The sequence below is a fragment of the Aequorivita sp. IT1183 genome (genome assembly GCF_058068265.1).
In genome coordinates, this window is record NZ_JBYRHS010000005.1 from 422,863 (window position 1) to 443,932 (window position 21,070).

At 36.3% G+C, this 21,070-nt stretch carries 25 protein-coding genes; 18 read left to right on the forward strand and 7 right to left on the reverse strand.

What is annotated here, in order from left to right; genetic code table 11:
* Window positions 1-217 precede the first annotated feature (217 nt).
* Together atpD and AC3RVF_RS12525 are read left to right on the forward strand one after the other, a co-directional pair.
* Entirely contained in the window at window positions 218-1,723 is a 1,506-nt protein-coding gene (gene atpD, locus AC3RVF_RS12520; RefSeq protein ID WP_489692347.1) for a F0F1 ATP synthase subunit beta, read from the forward strand.
* A 72-nt stretch (window positions 1,724-1,795) separates the two neighbouring features.
* Complete coding sequence (locus AC3RVF_RS12525) at window positions 1,796-2,071, forward strand: FoF1 ATP synthase subunit delta/epsilon (RefSeq protein ID WP_489692348.1); 276 nt, start codon at window positions 1,796-1,798, stop codon at window positions 2,069-2,071.
* 132 nt (window positions 2,072-2,203) lie between these two features.
* On the opposite strand, the gene AC3RVF_RS12530 is transcribed toward AC3RVF_RS12525, so the two are convergent.
* Together AC3RVF_RS12530 and AC3RVF_RS12535 are read right to left on the reverse strand one after the other, a co-directional pair.
* The gene (locus tag AC3RVF_RS12530) at window positions 2,204-2,515 is read right to left on the reverse strand and encodes a type II toxin-antitoxin system RelE/ParE family toxin (RefSeq protein ID WP_489693490.1); all 312 of its coding nucleotides are present in this window, start codon (window positions 2,513-2,515) and stop codon (window positions 2,204-2,206) included.
* Complete coding sequence (locus AC3RVF_RS12535) at window positions 2,502-2,777, reverse strand: type II toxin-antitoxin system ParD family antitoxin (protein ID WP_489692350.1); 276 nt, start codon at window positions 2,775-2,777, stop codon at window positions 2,502-2,504. Before AC3RVF_RS12535 ends, AC3RVF_RS12530 begins: the two co-directional genes overlap by 14 nt.
* Window positions 2,778-2,915: 138 nt before the next feature.
* Here AC3RVF_RS12535 and AC3RVF_RS12540 point away from each other — a divergent pair, with 138 nt between their 5' ends.
* From AC3RVF_RS12540 to AC3RVF_RS12575, 8 genes are all read left to right on the forward strand, one after another.
* The gene (locus AC3RVF_RS12540; RefSeq protein ID WP_489692351.1) at window positions 2,916-3,428 is read left to right on the forward strand and encodes a hypothetical protein; all 513 of its coding nucleotides are present in this window, start codon (window positions 2,916-2,918) and stop codon (window positions 3,426-3,428) included.
* A gap of 65 nt (window positions 3,429-3,493) precedes the next feature.
* A complete protein-coding gene (locus tag AC3RVF_RS12545) occupies window positions 3,494-4,348 on the forward strand; it encodes a cupin-like domain-containing protein (protein ID WP_489692352.1) in 855 nt (284 codons plus the stop codon).
* 154 nt (window positions 4,349-4,502) lie between these two features.
* Window positions 4,503-5,084 carry a hypothetical protein gene (locus AC3RVF_RS12550; protein ID WP_489692353.1) on the forward strand — a complete coding sequence of 194 codons (582 nt, stop codon included), beginning with the start codon at window positions 4,503-4,505 and terminating at the stop codon, window positions 5,082-5,084.
* The gene (locus AC3RVF_RS12555; protein ID WP_489693491.1) at window positions 5,081-6,493 is read left to right on the forward strand and encodes a flotillin family protein; all 1,413 of its coding nucleotides are present in this window, start codon (window positions 5,081-5,083) and stop codon (window positions 6,491-6,493) included. Before AC3RVF_RS12550 ends, AC3RVF_RS12555 begins: the two co-directional genes overlap by 4 nt.
* A 75-nt stretch (window positions 6,494-6,568) precedes the next feature.
* Window positions 6,569-7,024, forward strand: coding sequence for a YcxB family protein (locus AC3RVF_RS12560; protein ID WP_489692355.1), 456 nt, complete (start codon window positions 6,569-6,571; stop codon window positions 7,022-7,024).
* Window positions 7,025-7,192: 168 nt separating this feature from the next.
* Window positions 7,193-7,624: a hypothetical protein gene (locus tag AC3RVF_RS12565; protein ID WP_489692356.1), complete on the forward strand. Its 432-nt coding sequence runs from the start codon at window positions 7,193-7,195 to the stop codon at window positions 7,622-7,624.
* A 267-nt stretch (window positions 7,625-7,891) separates the two neighbouring features.
* Window positions 7,892-8,113, forward strand: a complete 222-nt coding sequence (locus AC3RVF_RS12570; protein ID WP_489692357.1) for a DUF433 domain-containing protein — start codon at window positions 7,892-7,894, stop codon at window positions 8,111-8,113.
* Complete coding sequence (locus tag AC3RVF_RS12575; protein ID WP_489692358.1) at window positions 8,113-8,454, forward strand: DUF5615 family PIN-like protein; 342 nt, start codon at window positions 8,113-8,115, stop codon at window positions 8,452-8,454. The genes AC3RVF_RS12570 and AC3RVF_RS12575 overlap by 1 nt, the downstream gene beginning before the upstream one ends.
* Before the next feature lie 47 nt (window positions 8,455-8,501).
* Here the strand turns inward: AC3RVF_RS12575 and AC3RVF_RS12580 are convergent, their stop codons facing one another.
* The 3 genes from AC3RVF_RS12580 to AC3RVF_RS12590 all read right to left on the reverse strand — a co-directional run bounded on the left by AC3RVF_RS12580 (window position 8,502) and on the right by AC3RVF_RS12590 (window position 11,373).
* Window positions 8,502-8,933: a regulatory protein RecX gene (locus tag AC3RVF_RS12580; protein ID WP_489693509.1), complete on the reverse strand. Its 432-nt coding sequence runs from the start codon at window positions 8,931-8,933 to the stop codon at window positions 8,502-8,504.
* Between the two features lie 254 nt (window positions 8,934-9,187).
* Window positions 9,188-10,732, reverse strand: coding sequence for an Rne/Rng family ribonuclease (locus AC3RVF_RS12585; RefSeq protein ID WP_489693492.1), 1,545 nt, complete (start codon window positions 10,730-10,732; stop codon window positions 9,188-9,190).
* A gap of 350 nt (window positions 10,733-11,082) precedes the next feature.
* Entirely contained in the window at window positions 11,083-11,373 is a 291-nt protein-coding gene (locus tag AC3RVF_RS12590; RefSeq protein WP_014782104.1) for an HU family DNA-binding protein, read from the reverse strand.
* A gap of 128 nt (window positions 11,374-11,501) precedes the next feature.
* Here AC3RVF_RS12590 and mutY point away from each other — a divergent pair, with 128 nt between their 5' ends.
* From mutY to rpmA, 7 genes are all read left to right on the forward strand, one after another.
* Window positions 11,502-12,584 (forward strand): A/G-specific adenine glycosylase, encoded by a 1,083-nt coding sequence (mutY, locus tag AC3RVF_RS12595; RefSeq protein ID WP_489693493.1) that lies wholly within the window; start codon window positions 11,502-11,504, stop codon window positions 12,582-12,584.
* A 110-nt stretch (window positions 12,585-12,694) separates the two neighbouring features.
* A complete protein-coding gene (locus tag AC3RVF_RS12600; protein ID WP_489693494.1) occupies window positions 12,695-13,150 on the forward strand; it encodes a single-stranded DNA-binding protein in 456 nt (151 codons plus the stop codon).
* 21 nt (window positions 13,151-13,171) lie between these two features.
* Window positions 13,172-14,506, forward strand: coding sequence for a gliding motility-associated protein GldE (locus AC3RVF_RS12605; protein ID WP_489692363.1), 1,335 nt, complete (start codon window positions 13,172-13,174; stop codon window positions 14,504-14,506).
* Window positions 14,493-15,056, forward strand: a complete 564-nt coding sequence (gene gldD / locus AC3RVF_RS12610; protein WP_489692364.1) for a gliding motility lipoprotein GldD — start codon at window positions 14,493-14,495, stop codon at window positions 15,054-15,056. The genes AC3RVF_RS12605 and gldD overlap by 14 nt, the downstream gene beginning before the upstream one ends.
* A gap of 89 nt (window positions 15,057-15,145) precedes the next feature.
* Window positions 15,146-15,604 (forward strand): DUF4199 domain-containing protein, encoded by a 459-nt coding sequence (locus tag AC3RVF_RS12615; RefSeq protein WP_489692365.1) that lies wholly within the window; start codon window positions 15,146-15,148, stop codon window positions 15,602-15,604.
* 201 nt (window positions 15,605-15,805) lie between these two features.
* Window positions 15,806-16,564, forward strand: coding sequence for a 50S ribosomal protein L21 (rplU, locus tag AC3RVF_RS12620; RefSeq protein ID WP_489692366.1), 759 nt, complete (start codon window positions 15,806-15,808; stop codon window positions 16,562-16,564).
* Window positions 16,565-16,594: 30 nt separating this feature from the next.
* Window positions 16,595-16,858: a 50S ribosomal protein L27 gene (gene rpmA, locus AC3RVF_RS12625; protein ID WP_026451119.1), complete on the forward strand. Its 264-nt coding sequence runs from the start codon at window positions 16,595-16,597 to the stop codon at window positions 16,856-16,858.
* 55 nt (window positions 16,859-16,913) lie between these two features.
* Here the strand turns inward: rpmA and AC3RVF_RS12630 are convergent, their stop codons facing one another.
* Window positions 16,914-17,573, reverse strand: coding sequence for a transglutaminase domain-containing protein (locus AC3RVF_RS12630; RefSeq protein WP_489692367.1), 660 nt, complete (start codon window positions 17,571-17,573; stop codon window positions 16,914-16,916).
* 66 nt (window positions 17,574-17,639) lie between these two features.
* Window positions 17,640-18,701, reverse strand: a complete 1,062-nt coding sequence (locus AC3RVF_RS12635) for a DUF1028 domain-containing protein (protein ID WP_489693495.1) — start codon at window positions 18,699-18,701, stop codon at window positions 17,640-17,642.
* Window positions 18,702-18,910: 209 nt separating this feature from the next.
* Here AC3RVF_RS12635 and AC3RVF_RS12640 point away from each other — a divergent pair, with 209 nt between their 5' ends.
* Window positions 18,911-21,013: an ATP-binding protein gene (locus AC3RVF_RS12640; protein WP_489693496.1), complete on the forward strand. Its 2,103-nt coding sequence runs from the start codon at window positions 18,911-18,913 to the stop codon at window positions 21,011-21,013.
* Window positions 21,014-21,070 lie beyond the last annotated feature (57 nt).

Consider the following 21,070-nt stretch of genomic DNA (forward strand, 5'->3'; position numbering starts at 1 on the left):
CTGTTTCCTGTTTTCCTATGGTTCTAAATTAAGGGCATGAAACTTTGATTTCACAACACTTCAGAGGTTTTTGAAACCTTTGAGGTGTTTTACTATATAACCGTAAATTTTTTCAACATTCACGTTGCAATTTTCATTCAGAAAAAACTATCTTTGCACCGTTCAAAACAGGGGTGGTTTATTCGCCCTTAGATAACTATAAAATAAACAGTTACTCATGTCACAAAGCATAGGAAAAGTTGCACAGATTATTGGCCCGGTAGTTGACGTTGCGTTTGATAGCGGATCGGAACTTCCAAAAATATACGACTCGTTAGAGGTAAACAACAACGGAAACCTTTTGGTTCTTGAAGTTCAATCGCACATTGGCGAGAGCATGGTACGTACCATATCAATGGATTCTACTGACGGTTTAAGCCGTGGTGTAGATGCAGTTGCAACTGGAGCACCTATTCAAATGCCAATCGGTGATGATATATACGGTCGACTTTTCAACGTAATTGGCGATGCTATTGACGGTATCGGAAACTTGCCAAAAGCTGGCGATAATGGTCTTCCAATTCACCGCGATGCACCAAAATTTGAAGATCTTTCAACTTCTACCGAAGTTCTTTTCACAGGTATTAAAGTAATCGACCTTATTGAGCCTTATGCAAAAGGTGGTAAAATTGGTCTTTTTGGTGGTGCTGGTGTAGGTAAAACGGTACTTATTCAGGAGTTGATTAACAATATCGCGAAAGGCCACGGTGGTCTTTCAGTATTCGCTGGTGTAGGTGAACGTACTCGTGAGGGTAATGACTTGCTTCGCGAAATGCTTGAGTCTGGCATTATTAAATACGGTGATGACTTTATGCACTCTATGGAAAATGGTGGATGGGATCTTTCAAAAGTTGACAAAACTGTAATGAAAGAATCTAAAGCTACTTTCGTATTCGGACAAATGAATGAGCCACCTGGAGCACGTGCACGTGTTGCGCTTTCAGGTTTGACTATTGCTGAGTACTTCCGTGATGGAGCTGGCGAAGGTCAAGGGAAAGATGTACTTTTCTTCGTAGATAACATTTTCCGTTTTACACAAGCAGGTTCTGAGGTTTCTGCACTACTAGGGCGTATGCCTTCAGCGGTAGGTTACCAACCAACTTTGGCAACAGAGATGGGTGCAATGCAAGAGCGTATTACTTCAACTAAAAGAGGTTCTATTACTTCTGTACAGGCGGTTTATGTACCTGCAGATGATTTAACAGATCCAGCACCGGCAACAACGTTTGCCCACTTGGATGCTACAACTGTACTTTCACGTAAAATTGCTGAGCTAGGTATTTATCCAGCAGTAGATCCATTAGATTCTACTTCTAGAATTCTTACTGAGTCTATTCTTGGAAAAGAACACTACGGCTGTGCTCAAAAAGTAAAAGAGCTTTTACAGCGTTATAAAGAATTACAAGATATTATCGCGATTCTTGGTATGGAAGAACTTTCTGAAGAAGATAAAATGGCTGTAGGTCGCGCGCGTCGTGTACAGCGTTTCCTTTCTCAGCCTTTCCACGTAGCAGAGCAATTTACAGGTATTCCTGGAGTTTTAGTTGATATTAAAGAAACTATTAAAGGTTTCAACATGATTATGGATGGCGAATTAGATCACCTTCCAGAAGCAGCCTTCAACTTAAAAGGAACTATCGAGGAAGCAATTGCCGCTGGTGAGAAAATGCTTGCTGAAGTCTAAAAAAAGTATGCAGTATTCAGTGGCAGTTAGCAGTAACTGCTAACTGTAACTGCGAACTGAAAACTTATAAATATGTACTTAGAAATAGTAACCCCCGAAGCATCTTTAGTTGCTGGTGAAGTAGAAAGTGTAACTGTTCCAGGAGTGGATGGTGAATTCCAAATGCTGAACAACCACGCGCCTATCGTTTCTGTTTTACAGGAAGGAAAAGTGAAATTTAAAGGAAACCCTACTATTGCAGAAGGATTTCAGAATAAATTCACCCAAGAAGATGGCAAATGGATTCTTCATATTTCTGGAGGAACCGTTGAGTGCAATCATAACAAAGTAATGGTGTTGGCAGATTAAATTCTGAATACCTTTAAAATATAAAATCCCAGATTTCATTACTGAAATCTGGGATTTTGCTTTTCTGAGCAATTTTCACTTGTTAGTAGGAAGTGGAAAACTTTATCGGTCTTTCTTTATTTCAAATTGTTATTAGAAGTATTCCCCGACGTTTTGGCTTTGATGTAAAACTCTGACTATAAGAATTGTTTTATCATATATTGAATAGAAAATGATATGAGATTGGTATGGTATGCTTCGGATATTTTCAGTAATATCTTTTCTTAAGATACCTTCTTCGGGAAAAATTGTTAATTGCTCCAGAAGATGATGAATACCTTCTAAATATTCCTCCGCTTGTGTAAATCCAGATTCCAAAAAAGAATAATTAAAAATACTCTCAAGATCGGAATCGGCAAGTTCTGAAAGTTCATAATTCCCATCAGTATGCTCAGTAGATACCATGTTCCGCCCTCTTTGCGTCTATTATATCTTTTACAGTCCTATTACTTACCCCACTATCAACGCCCTTTTCTATTTCCACACGCAAATTATCTAACTTTCTATCATTAATCTCATGGGCACGTAAGGCCTCGCGAACCACTTCGCTAGCATTCATATAATCACCCGACTTTACTTTATCGTCAATATATTTTCGTTGTTTTTCTGTTAGGCTAACATTCATAACTTTTCGCTTTATAAATATAAAAGTACGACTTATGTCCATATTTAGCAAATATGGACATAACGTTAATTGAAATTATACATATACTGGAAATAAGAATTTTTCACTTAAATACTAAGTCTATAAGTTTAAAAGCTTTTTTTTGGAAGCATTGTCATTTTTATATACATTTATTCAAGAATGAAGCAAAACGAAATCTTAATTTCACAAGGCAATCGTCCTTGGTGGCAGACTATTATTGCTGCTCTTTTTTTCACAGGGATGGTCGTCTTTTTATATATGTTTTTTATAACCTTTAATAGTGCGACTGAAAAGGCTCTCAAAACCTCACTAAGCTTATTAGAAATGGCAATTTTTTTATTTGCTGCAGGAGTTGGCTTCTCAATTGTACGTGACTACCATTTCAATTTTGAAGAAAAAAAGTATAAAATACTCTTTTGCGTAGGTCCAGTGAAACTTGGTAGTTGGAAAAATTTTAAAAATCTAGAATACATTTCGGTTTTCAAAAACAGTAAAAACGATTTCGAAATAAACCTTTGGTACGACAGAAACAGGCATTTTAACCTCACAATTCTTGGCAAAGCTAGCACAGCTCTTATTGTAGGTAAAGAATTGTCAAATAAGTTGAAAATTGAACTTTATGACGCTACAGACCCACACAATTCAAAGTGGATTGATGATTTAAATCCTTAAAGTTATATTAACACTTCGTTCAACACTGCCATGAGATTTGTAGCTTTGCCTTGAAGGAAAACACTATGCAATTAAAGCAGATAGACAGGGTAAAAACTATTACCAAAGAAGATTTTCTAAAAAATTATTATAAGCCCCAAAAACCAGTTGTAATAGAACGGTTTGTTGAGGATTGGCCTGCATTCTCTAAATGGGATCTCGATTACATGGCTGAGGTTGCTGGTGATAAAACAGTTCCACTTTACGACAATCGCCCAGTAAGCCATAAAGATGGTTTCAACGAACCGCACGCCAAAATGAAAATGCGCGAGTATGTAGAACTTTTAAAAAAAGAGCCCACTAAATACCGCATTTTTCTTTGGAATATTTTAAAGGAAGTACCCCAACTCCAAAAGGACTTTAACTATCCAGATTTCGGATTGAAATTAATGAAAGGCCTACCAATGCTTTTCTTCGGTGGAAAAGATTCGTATACTTTTATGCATTACGACATCGATTTGGCGAATATTTTTCACTTTCACTTTCAAGGAAAAAAAGAAGTAATTCTATTTGATCAAAAGCAGAACGACTATCTGTATAAAATTCCGCATTCCTTAATTACCCGCGAGGATATAGATTTCCACAACCCAGATTACGATAAATGGCCCGCGCTAAAAAAAGCGGAAGGTTACATCACTAATTTAGAACACGGTAACGTTTTGTATATGCCCGAAGGTTACTGGCACTATATGCGGTATATTACACCTGGGTTCTCCATGAGTTTGAGAGCAATCGCCCGCAACCCAAAAAACTTGGCTAAAGCCCTTTATAACATTGGAATTATGCGTTATTACGACCAATTAATGCGAAAGTTGAAAGGTCAAGAATGGATTGATTGGAAAAACGAACAAGCAATTGTTCGAACTAACAAAATGCTTTAGTTTAGAAGTATTACCTAACCATCTTTCAAAGCTCCTTTAAATTCTATTTTAAATACTTTTCAAAAAACGATACTATTCGTTTCGATTCATTGCACCATTTTCATAAAGTTCCTATCTTACCCAGATAAATTACACCAATTTAACAACCCAACCAATGAACGAATGGTTTGCAGCTTTTGAGCCTTTTGAAAAGGTCTACTGGTCCATTGCCTTAATTGCTTCCGGAATTTTTATCATTCTTATGATTCTAACCTTTATAGGTGGCGAATTTGACGATACTGGCGATGTAGATAGCGATATAGATGGCGACACAGGAATAGATTTTCAGTTTCTTTCAATTAAAAATTTAATCGGTTTTTTCACCATATTTGGATGGACGGGTATTGCCTGTCTGGGCGAAGGCCTTTCCAAGGGGTTAACCATTTTAATTTCCGTGGCATGCGGGCTGCTGATGATGACAATAATGGCTTCATTATTTTATTATTTAGGAAAACTAAACAGCAGTGGCTCATTAAAAATTAAAAACGCACTTAACCAAGTGGGCGAAGTTTACCTCACTATCGGTGCCAACCGCTCTAGAATTGGCAAAGTACACATTAATGTTCAAGGCGGAATGCGCGAACTTGAAGCACTTACCGACGAAACCACAGATCTTCACCAAGGAGACATAATAACGGTAACCGAAACAACGGGTACCGGAATTTTAATCGTTACCAAACACACCCCCAAATCATGACATTTCTACAACTACAAGTAGAATCCTTTGCTCCATTATTGGCCATCGGATTCGCAATTTTATTTGTTTTCATCATTCTTATAACCTTTATAAGGAGATATAAACGTTGCCCTTCAGACCGTATTTTAGTAGTTTATGGAAAGGTAGGCACAGGAAACTCAGCTCGATGTATTCACGGTGGTGCGGCTTTTATTTGGCCTGTAATTCAAGATTACGAATATCTTGATTTAACACCCATGTCTATTGAAGTAAACTTGGTTAACGCCTTAAGTAAACAGAATATTCGTGTAAACGTACCTTCCCGGTTTACCATTGGTATTTCTACAGAACCGGCTGTTATGATGAATGCTGCCGAACGTTTGTTAGGACAAGGTTTAGAGCAAATTCAAGAACTTGCAAAAGAGATTATTTTTGGGCAATTGCGTTTGGTTGTTGCTTCCATGGATATTGAAGAAATAAACAACGACAGAGATAAGTTTTTGACCAATATTTCAAACAGCGTTGAATCTGAATTGAAGAAAGTAGGTCTAAAACTAATCAACGTAAACATTACAGATATTGTTGACGAATCTGGCTATATTGAAGCTTTAGGAAAAGAAGCTGCAGCCCACGCAATAAACGCTGCTCGTAAGTCTGTAGCCGAAAAAGTTAGAGATGGTTCCATTGGAGAAGCGAACGCAGTACAGGATCAACGTACACAAGTAGCAGCTGCAAATGCACAGGCGGTGGAAGGTGAAAACCTTGCAAAGATTAATGTTGCAAATTCAGATTCGTTACGTCGTCAGCGTGAAGCTGAAGCAGAAAGAGTTGCAATTGCTTCCGAAAAAGTACAATCTGCAAAAGCACTGGAAGAATCTTATATTGCTGAACAAGCAGCCGAAATTACCCGTGCCGAAAGAGAACGAAGCACCCAACTGGCAGATATTATTGTTCCTGCAGAAATTGACAAGAGAAGAGTAGAAATAGATGCAGAAGCAGATGCTGAAAGAATTAGACGCCTTGCAAAAGGAGAAGCCGATGCAATATTATTTAAAGCTCAAGCCGAAGCGCAGGGTATTTTTGAAATACTAACAAAGCAAGCCGAAGGTTTTGACAGAATCGTAAAAGCAGCTGGCAACAACTCAAAAGATGCAGTGCTTTTATTAATAGCAGACAAACTTCCAGAATTGGTAAAACTTCAAGCTGAAGCTATCAAAAACATTAAAATTGATAAAATTACCGTTTGGGAAAATGGTTCTTCAAAAGATGGCAAAACTGCAACTTCCAACTTTATTTCGGGAATGTACGGCTCTGTGCCGCCACTTCAGGAAATGTTTAATATGGCTGGTATGGAATTACCAGAATATTTGAAGGGGAAGAAAATTGAGGATGTTACTGAAGAAAATAACGATGGGGATTTGCAAAAATAATATTGAATTATATAATGTTAGATTTGGTTATCCCTGTGTTGTTTATACACATGTTGACAATAATTTGAAAAAATAGTGAATAAAGAAAAAATATCGCAGTCTGACAGAATAAAGATTTTCCTAAATGAATATTATTTTGGATACGGAATTTATTTCTCAATCTTGAGAATCATCGGTGGACCGATAATTTTTATAATGGGATTGAATTTATACTTTAACGGAAATACGAAATTCGGAATCAGTTACTCAGGTTTTACGATATTTTTTGGAATTTATTATTTGCTCAAACCGCTAATTATCATTTGGACTCAAAAGGCTTGGTTCAAAAACTTTGACCTTGATTATGAAATTGAAAATGAAAAAATAATTATTTATTCTGATAAAAGTAAATCGGAATTAGATTATTCTGATTTGAAAACGGTTAAGAAAAGAAAAACATATTTTGCGCTGAAAACAAAATCAAAACAAGGATTTTATTTACCAATTAAGTTACTGGAACCAAATGAGCTTGCTATTTTGAACAAACTGTAAAAAAACTAAAGGCAACACAGTATAAAAGCAATGATTTGGTCATTGTCCATTTGGAAAGGTTTGTGACGAATGACGCCATAACTCATTTACATAAACATTGTACTACATTCCTTAAAAAAAATGACGTCAGTTATTAAAAGAATTAGTTTCTCACTAACATATGCCCTAATGTTTGGCATAGTTTCAAGCATTGCTGCATTAGTATTTGCTACTGAAACAGCAGGTGAGGGCTGGGAGTTATTGTGGTTTTATGCTGGAAGTGCAGGATTCATTACCGCTTATGCTCTATCTAAATATTTCATAGAACGCAAGGCGGATTACAACATTGGAAGAATCATAATAGTTGCTCTTATTGTTGCTTTTTTAAGTCATTGGCTTTGCTGGTATGAAGCAATATTTGTCAATTTCATAAAATGGAAATATTTTGGAATGCAAATTTTTGGAGACCCGTTCAACCCTTTAAATGGAATTTATGGAGCTTTGATGATGTCATTTCTTAGTATTCTTTTTTTTGGATGGACTGCTTTTCCAATTTCCGTAGGACTTGCAACACTTACGAAAAGAATAAAACGTTCCACAACAAAACCTAAACTGAGTTAAAACGCAGTTTGTCCAAAGCTTCAGACCTATACCAACAGTACAATCATTAACTGCTGTCAATATATTTTTGATTACGATAACATTCGGGGTTGGGTATTCAACATATAGATTTTCGTAGAAAAAAGATTTTGAAGTCACCTCCGCTGTCGAGAGTTTGTAACTCGTACCACCAATCAGTTAAGCCTCTATTCTTATCTATCAAAACTTCCGAAAAATACTTTCTTGCTTCTTCAATAAAAAAAATTGTATTTTAGATAAAAAATTAAAATGGTTGATTATAAAAAATATATAACAATTGACCCAAACAAAAGATTTGGAAAACCTGTAATAGCCGGCACACGTATTTCAGTATATGATGTTCTGAATTGGCTTGCCAATGGCATGACCAAAAAAGAAATTTTAGCTGACTTCCCAGAGCTAGACGAGGATGGAATAAATGCTTGTTTATCGTTTGCTGCAAATAGGGAAAACAGAATTAGAGTTGCATAATGAAGCTCTTATTTGACCAAAATATATCTTTTCGAATTATAAATAAAATACAATCCATTTTTCCTGATTCAAAACAGGTAAGAACATTAGCGTTGGAAAATGCTTCAGACATCGAAATATGGCATTACGCAAAAGCAAATGATTTTACGATTATAACATTCGATGCAGACTTTGCCGATATTGCAAATATAAAAGGATCTCCACCCAAAATCATTTGGCTAAGAACTGGGAATATGACAACAAATAACATTGTTGGAATAATGGAAAATCATCAAAACATAATCTTTGACTTTTGTGTAAATCCAGATTATAAAGATGTTGCTTGTTTGGAAATTGAGTAAAATCTGGTAATTGGTGTGAGTTGTTTTCTTTCTCCGCGCAAAGAATATCATTTTGAAATCTCCCCAACCTTCCCATAAATCATTTCGCTCTCCCACCCGCGATAAAAAAGATAGTCGGCCAGTTTTTTTCGTTTCTTCTGTAGATTTGTTTCAGAAACCAATTGCCGCAGTCGCTTTTCTGCCAAGGCTTCAAAGGTTTTATAGTATTCTGAATCGGGTATTTCTTTTAAGGCAATCTGAATATTGTATTTTGAAATATCGCGTCGCTTTAATTCGTTTACAATTCTATTTCTGCCCCATTTTTTCACTCTAAATTTTCCACGTGCAAAGGCTTGCGCAAAGCGGGTTTCATTTAAAAAATTGTGTTGAAGTAAGTGATCAATTATTTCATCTATCGCTAATGGAATCATTCGCATTTCATAAAGCTTTTGATGCACTTCTTTATGACAACGCTCTTGGTACACGCAGTAGCGCTCCATGCGTCTTTTGGCTTCTTCAACGGTATAAATTTTTTGGATATCCAAGTGTTATAGTTAGTTTTCTCTATATTCTTTGTAGGATTTCAGCGGACTCTGTGGTAAAATTAACCAAAAAGTGCGGAAAGTCATTTCACAAAGTTCGCAAAGAAATATTACAACGCTCCACAATACCAACAAAAGTATCCAAAGTATCAATTGTAACAATGGGACACAAAAAAACCCCTTCCGAAGTAAAACTTCAAAAGGGGTTTTGATTATTTAATCATTTCGCCGTCTTTATCGACAAAGTGATATTCGAGATACGTATACGCATCGCGAGGTTGAATTTTTACCCATTTTTTGTGCTCCAAAAACCATTTGGTGCGCACACTTGGGAAACCTTTGGTTAAAAAGGCGGCTATAAAAGGGTGCGTATTAAGCGTTAACTTTTTATAGTCTTTTTTGAAAAGGCTTTTAACCTCATCGTTTATTCTATTTATAACAATGATAGGCGCTTCAATTTCACCGTCGATCACATTGCTGGGATCTTCTTCACGGGTCTTGATATTCATTTCTGGCCTTACACGTTGTCGGGTTATCTGTATTAACCCAAATTTACTTGGTGGGAGAATTTTGTGCTTTGCTCTATCGTCCTTCATTTCGTCACGAAGGTGGTTGTAGAGTTGCTTGCGGTGTGTGGCATTTGCCAAATCAATAAAATCTACCACAATAATTCCTCCCATATCGCGCAACCTAAGCTGTCGTGCCACCTCGGTGGCTGCAATTAAATTCACTTCCAGCGCTGTGCCTTCTTGTGTTTTTTGCTTGTTGCTTCGGTTACCGCTGTTCACGTCTATTACGTGCATTGCTTCAGTATGTTCAATTACCAAGTAAGCTCCTTTGCTACCTGATACTGTTTTTCCGAAGGAAGTTTTAATCTGCCTATCGATGCCGAATTTTTCAAACATCGGTACATTGGAGTCATATAACTTGACGATATTGTCTTTTTTTGGTGCAATTTCCTGCACATAATCTTTTATTTGCAAGTATAGGGTCTCATCGTCAATATGTATTGCAGAGAATGAATCGTTAAACATATCGCGGATGATAGAGGCTCCCCTGTTTAGCTCGCTCAGCACTTTTGAAGGGTGGTGCGCCCCTTGTAGCTTCTTACACATCGCTGTCCAGCGATCCATAAGGCTCTGTAAATCTTTGTCTAGTTCTGCTACTTTTTTGCCCTCGGCTACGGTGCGTATAATTACGCCAAATCCTTTCGGTTTAATGCTCGTAATTAAGCGTTTCAACCTGTCTTTTTCTTCGTTAGTTTCTATTTTTTGAGAAACAGAAACGCGGTCTGAAAATGGAACCAAAACTATATATCTTCCAGCTATTGAAAGCTCAGAACTAATACGTGGTCCTTTAGTGGATATGGGTTCTTTTACTATTTGAACCAAGATGGATTGATTGCTTTTTAGGGCATCATTTAAGTTGCCATGCTTATCAATCTCTTTTTCGAATGGAAACTCTTTTAAAGAGTAATCTTTTAGTTTTCCAGAACTCACGGCTTTCACAAACTTAAGCTGCGATAGCACTTTTGGGCCGAGATCGTGATAGTGTAAAAAACCATCTTTCTCGTAGCCCACATTCACGAAAGCGGCATTAAGCCCAGGAACTGTTTTACGTATTTTGGCAAGAAATATGTCGCCTACAGTAAAATTGTTACCTTCTTCTTCCTTGTGAAGTTCTATAAGTTTTCCATCCTTTAATAGGGCAAAATCAACTTCTTGTGAACCAGACCTAATAAATAATTCGTTGTTCACGTTACATTAATTTTGGTGACCGCCAAGGCGGACATATTAAACAATATTTTTCACAGATTTTATGTAAAAATCCGGCGAAACTACACCAAACCAAAAGCTGGTTGCTGCAATCTCATTTTCAAAGAACGATTTTTTGTTTGTTTTATTCGGTAATTGCACCAAAAAGGTGCAATTTTCGAAACACTTTTAAAACAGAAAAAGTAGTTTTGAAACTACTTTTTCTTTTTGTGGCGGTTAGCGCGACGTCTTTTCTTGCGCTTGTGAGTCGCTACCTTATGTCTTTTTCTTTTTTTACCACTTGGCATACTAAAGTCATTTTTAATGTTCCACTAATGCAGAACGGGTTAGTATTATTTTACGTCCACGTTGGTTTTTACACCTTCAACAAATACTTTTGCAGGTTTAAAAGCCGGAATATTGTGGGCAGGAATTTTAATCGTTGTATTCTTAGAAATGTTACGTCCTGTTTTTTCAGCTCTTGTTTTGATAATAAAACTTCCAAAACCTCTTAAATAAACATTGTCTCCACCTTCTAAAGAATTTTTTACTTCTTCCATAAAGGTTTCAACAGTAGCTTGCACTTCATTCTTTTCCATTCCTAGCTTTTCTGAAATCTTGGCTACGATATCTGCTTTCGTCATTACATGTAAATTTTAATTAATTATTCTTTTCTAGATTTTTTTTAAGACCGCAAATATACATATTTTAAAATCAATAATTCAAACCTTAATCCTTTAAAATTTAATGGGATATAGATTAATTTTACCCAATGCCTAAATTAGCCCCATTTTTTTCCAAAAAGCTCATTGCGTGGTATTTACAAAATAAACGCGAACTCCCGTGGCGCAAGACATTGAACCCGTACCACATTTGGCTCTCCGAAATCATGCTTCAACAAACTCGTGTTTTGCAAGGTTTGCCCTACTTTTTGAAGTTTGTGGAAGCTTATCCGAAAATAGAAGATTTAGCAAACGCAGCAGAAGACGAAGTTTTAAAGCTTTGGCAAGGTTTGGGTTATTATTCGCGAGCGCGAAACTTACACACCACTGCAAAAATAGTTTCCGAAGAATTGAATGGTGTTTTCCCCAGCAACTACAAAGATTTATTGAAATTGAAGGGTGTTGGCGATTATACGGCTAGTGCCATCGCCAGTATTTCGTTCAACCAGCCCGAAGCCGTTGTGGACGGAAATGTTTATCGTGTGCTTTCACGTTATTTCGGTATTGCTACTCCTATTAATACAACCGCTGGACAAAAGGAATTTAAAAAACTTGCTCAACAACTTATTGACACAGATCAGCCCGGCACGTTTAACCAAGCTATTATGGAGTTTGGCGCTCGCCACTGTGTGCCTCAAAACCCCGATTGCGAAAGCTGTATTTTTAATGACAACTGCATAGCATTTCAGCAGAAAAAAGTAAAAGAGCTTCCTGTAAAAATTAAGGCAAAACCAGTTAAAATCCGGTATTTCAATTATTTGGTATTTCTCTCAGAAAAGGAATGTACAATTCTACAACAACGCACGGGAAAAGGAATCTGGCAAAAGCTTTATGAATTTCCATTAATTGAAACTTTAGAAGAAATAAATCTTTCAACATTGAAAAAACTTCCACAGTTTAATGAGCTTTCAGAAAATATAAATATTGAATCCATTTCACTATTTAATGAAAAGCCGGTTATACACAAACTTTCGCATCAACATTTAAAAACGCAATTTTGGATTGTAGAAACTTCCCGCATCAGCGAAAATGCGGAAGAAGCTGAAACCACAGTGCCAATTTCCGAAATAAGAAATTATGCAGTTCCCGTTTTAATTGCAGATTTTGTTTCGGAGTTTTTTGAGAATTATTGATTTTCTGCACTTTAAAACTAATGGATGAATTCAATTCATATAAAAATTTAAAAATTCCGTATATTTAAAACGCAAAATCTACCTTTGCACAAATTGAAAAAACAATAGTTATGAGTGGAACACTGAACAAAGTAATGTTGATTGGGCATACAGGCGATGATGTGAAAATGCATTATTTTGAAGGCGGAAACAGTTTAGGCCGTTTCCCGATTGCTACTAACGAAACCTATACTAACAAACAAACCAACGAGCGCGTTACTAATACCGAATGGCACAATATTGTAGTTCGTAACAAAGCCGCAGAAATATGTGAAAAATATTTGAAAAAAGGCGACATGGTTTATATTGAAGGCCGCCTAAAAACGCGCAAATGGCAAGATGACAAAGGGCTGGATAGATACAGCACCGAAATTCACTGTACAGACTTCACCTTTTTATCTCCAAAAGGCGAAAGCAATAATGCAGCTCATAGCAATACGGAACAAAATTCCCAGAAAACTCAGCCTGCAGCGCAACCGCAAAGCAACAATCAATCTTCTGAAGAAGGAGATGATCTTCCTTTTTAATATTTAACTAAAACCAATAACTTGGACACTGAACCCCCCGGTTTATTATATTTCTTTACCGTTTTGGATTTTTCCCAAATAACAAGCACCGTCATGCTGTTTGTTCTATTAGCCTGTTCCGCCCTTATTTCGGGTGCCGAAGTGGCTTTCTTTTCATTAACATCATCTGATTTTGAAACTAATGAAGAAAAGTCTATCACAAAAAAACTCGGGATTGTACAACGATTATTAGCGAGACCAAAAAAACTACTAGCTACAATTTTGGTGGCAAATAATTTTTTAAACATCGCCATCGTACTGCTTTTTGAATCTTTGAGCACTATCTGGTTTGACAGGTGGGATTACCCATTAAATTTATATTATTTTGAAGTAAGTGTTGTATTCCTTCTAAAAGTTGTTTTAGTAACTTTTCTAATTTTGCTTTTTGGAGAAATTCTACCAAAAATATACGCAAACAGGAATCGGATCTCGTTTGCCGTTTTTATGGCACAGCCACTTAATGTTTTAGATACGTTGCTATCTCCAATAAGTTTGCCAATGCGATCTGCTACATTATATTTACACGACCGCTACGGAAAACAAAAATCTAATATTAGTGTAGATCATCTTTCGCAAGCTTTAGAGCTTTCAAACAAAGACACTACCTACGAAGAGCAGAAAATTCTACAAGGCATCGTAACCTTCGGAAATACGGATACCAAACAGGTAATGAAAAACCGAATGGATATTTTTGCACTTAACGAAGAACAATCTTTTAAAGAAATCCTGCCAGAAATTATCCAGCGCGGTTATTCGCGTATTCCTGTTTACAAAGACAGCATGGATAATATTACCGGAATTTTATATGTGAAAGATCTAATTCCATATACCGACCGAAAAATTCTGGATTGGAAAACACTAAAACGCGATGTCTATTTTGTTCCGGAAAATAAAAAGCTCGACGATTTACTGAACGAATTTAAAGAAATGAAAATGCATCTCGCCATTGTTGTTGATGAATATGGCGGCACAAGTGGATTAATTTCTTTGGAAGATATAATCGAGGAAATTGTTGGTGAAATTAGTGATGAGTTTGACGACGAAGATTTAATTTTCTCAAAATTGGATGACAACACCTTTATTTTTGAAGGAAAAACACCGTTGAAAGATTTTTATAAAGTAATAAAACCCCAAGACCCAGAAGTCTTTGAGAACGAAAAAGGCGAAGCTGAAACCTTAGCGGGATTCCTTCTAGAAATTTCAAAAGGATTTCCGAAGAAAAACGAAATAATATCTTTCCATCATTATGCGTTTACCATTGAAGCATTTGAAGGCAAGCGCATCAAACAAATAAAACTTACTATTGAAAATATATAACGTCGCATTACTTATACTTTCCAGCTTTTTCATCCTTGCGTCGTGCCAAGACGATGTTTTGGTAAAACCTTCGGCTATGCTGCGTTTGGAATATCCAAAAGCTGAATATAACGTGATTACATCAGATTGCCCCTATTCCTTTTCAGCGAATAGAATCACGAAACTCGTTCAAAAAAACAATTGCGGCATAAATATAACGTACCCAAATATGAAGGCTACTTTATACTTAACCTATCAAGATGTGCGAAACAACAACTTAGATTCGTTGTTGCAAGACGCGCAGAAATTGGCTTATGACCACACTATAAAAGCAAACAGCATTCCTGAACAACCTTTTATAAATCCTGATAAAAAGGTTTACGGAATGTTCTACATGATTAACGGAAACGCCGCAACCCAAGCAGAATTTTACGTTACCGATAGCATTAACCACTTTTTAAACGGCGCTCTTTACTTTGATGCTAAACCCAACTTCGATTCCATCTATCCCGCAGTAGTTTATCTTCGCGAGGATATACGCAAACTAATGGAAACCATTACTTGGGAATAAACCGTTTAAGCTTCAATTTAAAAATCTTAACAAAGCATATTGAATGATTCGGCAAGTTTTCGTAACTTTTGACTGTAAAATCAACAACTATGTTCAAAGTATATTCGCGTTACGGTATTTGGATTGCAATAGCATTAATTGCATATTTTCTTCTTTTAAAATTAGTAGGACTACACCAATATCCTGTATTGAGTTCGGTAAACGGATTAATTTACGGATTGGGAATTTATATGGCAATGAAAAAATACGCCACTGGGAAAAGTAATTTCAAATACGAAAAAGGATTTCAAGTTGGTTTAGTAACAGGAGGAATAGCCTCGATAATCTTCACCATTTTTATGGCGGTTTATATGTATCAAATAGACGCAGAATTCTCTAATGCTATTATGGAAAGGTGGAATCTAGAATATGATGCAGGCACACTCATGTTACTTATTTCACTTTTAATTATGGGGTTCGCTACAACTTTGGTCTTGACGCTCGCTTTTATGCAACTTCTTAAAAGTTCTTGGAATACGCAAGATGGGAACAGAAACATCATGAAATAAAATCGTTGTAATCCTAAAAAAACAGCATTGTTTTAAGAGTTGGGCAATTGGTTCTGAAAAGATTAAATAAAAACACTTTGTCGTTTCCTTTTTTAAAATTATATTTGCAGCCCCCTACGCAAACCTTGTTTGCTTCGGCGGCTAAAGCCACCGCAAACGTTAGGGAAATTTAAGTTTAACTAATTTTATAAACGATTCGCTATGTACGCAATTGTAGAGATAGCAGGGCAGCAAGTAAAAGTTGCGAAAGACCAAAAGGTTTTTGTTAATCGTTTGCCAGTAGAAGAAGGTAAAACAGTGTCTTTTGACAATGTACTTCTTATTGGTGACGGAGACAATATTACCATTGGCGCCCCGGCTATAAACGGCGCTCAAATAGGAGCAAAAGTCGTAAAGCACCTTAAAGGTGACAAGGTTATAGTTTTCAAAAAGAAACGCCGTAAAGGATACCGTGTAAAAAACGGACACCGTCAGGCACTTTCTGAAATTGTAATCGAAAGCATTGTAGCTTCAGGAGCTACACCTGCTAAAAAGGAAGAAGCTAAGAAGGCTGAACCTAAAAAAGAAACTAAAGCTGCTGCTCCAAAAGCAAAAGCCGAAACTAAAGCACCAGCCAAGAAAACTGTTACTTCAAAAAAAGAAATTGAAGTTAGCGAAAACTTAGTATCACGTGCTGAGCACCGTGCTGAAGAATCCCAAGTTGAAATAAACATCGACAAGGTACTTCACAGTATTGGTACTGCGCTTAAAGCTGACGCTGACGATCTGAAATTGATCAACGGAATTGGTCCAGTTTACGAAGAAAAATTGAACGAACTTGGTATTTATACTTTCGAGCAAATTAGTAAACTTAAGGCTGCAGACCGTGAAGAGCTTTCAGCTATTGACGGTATTACCCGCGAAAAGATTGAATCTGACGAATGGGTGAAGCAGGCTAAGGAATTGTTGAAAAACAAATAAACAGAAAACATTAATTAAAAAGTATAAACCATGGCTCACAAAAAAGGAGTTGGTAGTTCCAAAAACGGTCGCGAATCAGAATCAAAACGTTTAGGCGTTAAGATTTTCGGAGGTCAGGCTGCTATTGCTGGAAATATCATTGTAAGACAAAGAGGATATACACATCACCCAGGTGAGAACGTATATGGTGGTAAAGATCATACCCTACACGCACAAGTAGATGGGCTAGTGAAATTCACCAAAAAGAAAGACAACAGAAGCTACGTTTCTATCGTTCCAAACGCAGAAGCATAGTATCAATCTTGTTTGATAAAACCGAAAAACCTTCACATTGCTGTGAAGGTTTTTTTCATTTTACAGTATTATGCTGAAAATCTGAATAGGAAATAGGCATTTCTAATAAAGTCCATTTACGCTCCTCAGGATAGTGAGAGAGTATATAATTGGAAGGCTTGGTTAAATACCAAAAATCATCAGGGTTGTTTTTACTGCCATAACTTATGGCCCAAGTAATATCTAGCAATTGCCATTTACCATTCAGCTTTACCGCATTCCACGTGTGGTTTGGTTTTTTATCCTGTTGTATCTTCCCTGAATAGTTTTTTGTAAATCCGTGAATCACGGCTGCAGAAACCCCAACATCTTCGCAAAGACTTTTAAAAAGAAATGCGAAACCACCGCAAAGTGCCATTTTCCGCTCCAAAACTTTCCGCATTACATTTTCTTCAGAAGTATAAAATTCTTTTTGAAGCTTAGCACTTAAGCGCAATTCATTATCATAGGAAATATTTGCAGTAATCCATTTGTAAATTGCCGACACTTTATCTTCGTCACTCCTCGCATCTTTCGTAATAGCAAAAGCAAGCCTTTCAGTAGAAAATGCAGCCTTGGCTTTTTTAGATGTTGTATGCCTTTTGTAATCGCTATTCTTTCCTATTACCGCACCTATTTGTGCAATACCAGTAAGTCCGCCACAAAAGAAGAGTATAATAACAAATAGCTTTCGCATAAATAATAACATAGTTTATTACAAAACGTAACTACCTTATTTTTATTCGAAGGCAGATGTTAAATATTATCTGAGCAACAGTTTCAAATTTTCTTTTGAAACATTTAGCAAGCCCACTTTTGGTAATCTTCGCGTTAATTCTCTCCAGTTTGCATCCTTCTTATATATTATCTGAAGCATTTCTGCAGCACGCTCTATTTGTTTATCGTTTGCTAATGTTATAGCCGTCCAATATTGCATTTCTAAGTTTTCGGGAAACATTTTCATTGCTGCATTGTACTGCTCCATTGCTTCCTTCATTTCATTCTTTTCAACATATAAATCGCCTTGATTCATATGTTCATAAGCGCGAAACACTTTTAAAAGCCTATCAATCTCCTTTATTGGATTATCTGAATCATCCACGCGTAAATCTAACAATCTATCATTCCAAGGCTCGTTAGTAGCTTCCGGAGCAACTATCAATAGAGCTGCAGATTGTTTGCCGCGAATATCGCCTCCCGCATTTTGTGCTGCTTGCAAAACAGCAACCATTCTTTCGGCTAAAGGCATTTGGTGGTGTTCCTTCCAAGCTTTTTCCATTGCCGGCACAACTTTATCGTTAAGCATCATATTTGCTTGTACAGAAAAATTTTCACCATTAGTGTGCCCCGCAAAATCTATACAACTTTGGCCCGTATGTGTTGCCACTCTTCCTTGATTATCTAATATTGCAACTTGCCTGAAATCTCTACCTTCATCATCACTCAACAAAATAGATAGTGCTTCCTCTGGTGATTTTCCTTGTTTTAGTAATTCCAAACCACGAATGCCGAACGATTTATTGGTAAATGATTGTGTTGCAACAACGCCAACTCCAGCCTCGCCCCAAGAAACTCCAGTGCCTACACTAAACCAATGGCTCTGGACAGCAACCGCCATTTCACCTGTATTTGCATCGCGCGCCACTATTGAATAAGTATGTGCCAACGGATCGTTGGGCTTTATTTGCTGTGCTACGGACGGAAAAATTGAAAAAATCCCGAAGAATAATAGAAAATATTTCATTGTGTTTTCTTTAGAATTTAAAGATAAAGTTTTATCTAATACATAACTATTTTCATAAATAAGTATCAATAACTTTTCCATTGAAGCCGATTAGTTTAATCTTTGAATTCCATTATAATGTGCTATTTTAGTACTTTCTAAAAACCTGTTCTGAACACTTTCATATTTTGAGTTATTTGCGCTTTTTTATATTATTTATTTCCTGCGTTGGGTTTGCACAGAATAGTCAATATACTATTGTAAACCAAAACAAGAGTGAATATGCTATTCTCAAAGATTCGCTGAAAAGCATGCAAGATCGCACAGAATATATGCTTTCTGAAGGAAAATATGATTCTGTAATTCTTGTATCTATTGATAACATAAAGTTAGCCGAAAAAATTGGCGATGTGGAGGCCGCATATAAATCTAGATATCTAATAGGCGCTTCCTTTATCTATCTAAAAGATTTTAAGAACGCTCACTCTTATGCGCAGGATTACTTAAAATTTGCGCAAAAATCTAAGGACGACTTAAAGATTGCCCGTGCTTATAATTTTGCAGGAGCTATCTATTTAACCGAAAAAAAATACGATTCTGCCCTTCCCTTTTTTGAAAAAGCACTTACTATTTCACTAAAAAACAATGACACAATAGAGGCATCTTTAGTGTATTACAACCTTTCGGAATCTTATCTTAATAAAGGTAACAAAATTAAAGCTCAACGATACTTTACCAAAGCAAAACTAGGGCTTGCCGCTGTAAACTATAATGAGTTAACAACCGAAATGAATTTACTGCACGGTAAAATAAACCTGACGTTAAACAAACCGAAAGAAGCCATTGTAAATTTTAAAGAAGCCATTGAATTTGCGCAGGAACAAAAATATATAGACGACTATTTAATTGAAGTATACAAAGAATACAGCATCGCCTTATATGATATTGGGAGTTACCAAGATGCTTTTTTAGTGCGTAAAAAATTTGATAGTCTTACCGAAATTCAGTTTGAAAAGGAAAAACTGATGGCTGTCCAGAATGCTGCCGCCCAGTTTAGTGTAAACGAATATAAAAAGCAAGCACACCAAGCTGAGAAAGAAAAGAAATTAGTTTCAGAAAAAGCATTACTCAACAATATTCTGCTATACTTCTTTATAGGAACCGCCATAGTGATGGGTCTGTTTTTAATTATTCTATACATTTCGCACAAAGGAAGAAAAAGACTAACACTTACGCTAAAGGAAAAAAACCAACAGTACTTAAAAGCGAAACAAAAATCGGAAAAACTAGCTTTGGCAAAAAGCAAATTCTTTTCAACTGTTAGCCACGAATTGCGAACGCCGCTCTACGGAGTTATTGGTTTAAGTGCAGTACTTTTAGAAGACGAATCGCTCAAAGATCATCAAGAAGATTTAAAGAATTTGAAATTTTCGGCAGATTACCTTTTGGCACTTATAAACGATGTGCTTCAAATAAGCAAACTTGAGTCTAACACACTCGATGAAATGAAAGCGCCGTTTAACCTAAAAGATCTGGTTCAATCTATTGTTTCTTCTTTCCAATACGCACTGGTGCAGAATAAAAATAAATTGCACGTAGAGATTTCAAAAAATATTCCGCCCACTATTTATGGAGATCGCGTACGACTTTCCCAAGTTCTGATGAATTTAGTGGGTAACGCCATAAAATTCACAACCAATGGCGATATTTATATTTCGGCTCAAGAAGAATCAGTTTCTGAAAATGAAATTACCATACATTTTAGTATAAAAGATAATGGTATTGGTATTCCAAAGGAAAAGCAAAGAGCCATTTTTGAAGAATTTCAACAAGTTAATTCCGACCAGAATAAAATCCAAGGAACTGGACTGGGGCTGACTATTGTTAAAAAACTACTCGAAGCTTCAAAATCGAGCATTAAACTGAAAAGTGAAGTCGGAAAGGGATCGACTTTTAGTTTTACTTTAGGCTTTCGGGTTTTAGAACAATTACGAGAGGTGAAAAGTTTGGATGATACTAATGATTTAACCGGCAAAAAAATACTTGTGGTTGATGATAATCGTATCAATCAAATAGTTACTAAAAGAATAGTTGAAACTCACGGCATGATTTGCGAGATAGCCGAAAATGGAGATGTAGCTATCGCTAAAGTTAAAAAAGGAAACTTTGACCTAGTTTTGATGGACATAAATATGCCCGGTAAAGACGGAATTGAAACCACTAAAGAAATACGACTATTTGATAAGTTTACCCCAATTGTTGCCCTTACCGCTATTGAAATTGAAGAAATGAGAAATAAAATTGTGGCTTCAGGAATGAATGATATTATTATAAAACCGTACGATATAGACAAGTTTTTGAAGGTCTTACTTCACAATTTGAGTAAGGTGGAAGTATCTGCTTTAACGCGTTAAAACCTTCCTATAAGCCAATAAAAAAATCCTAAGCATTACACTTAGGATTTTTTTAGT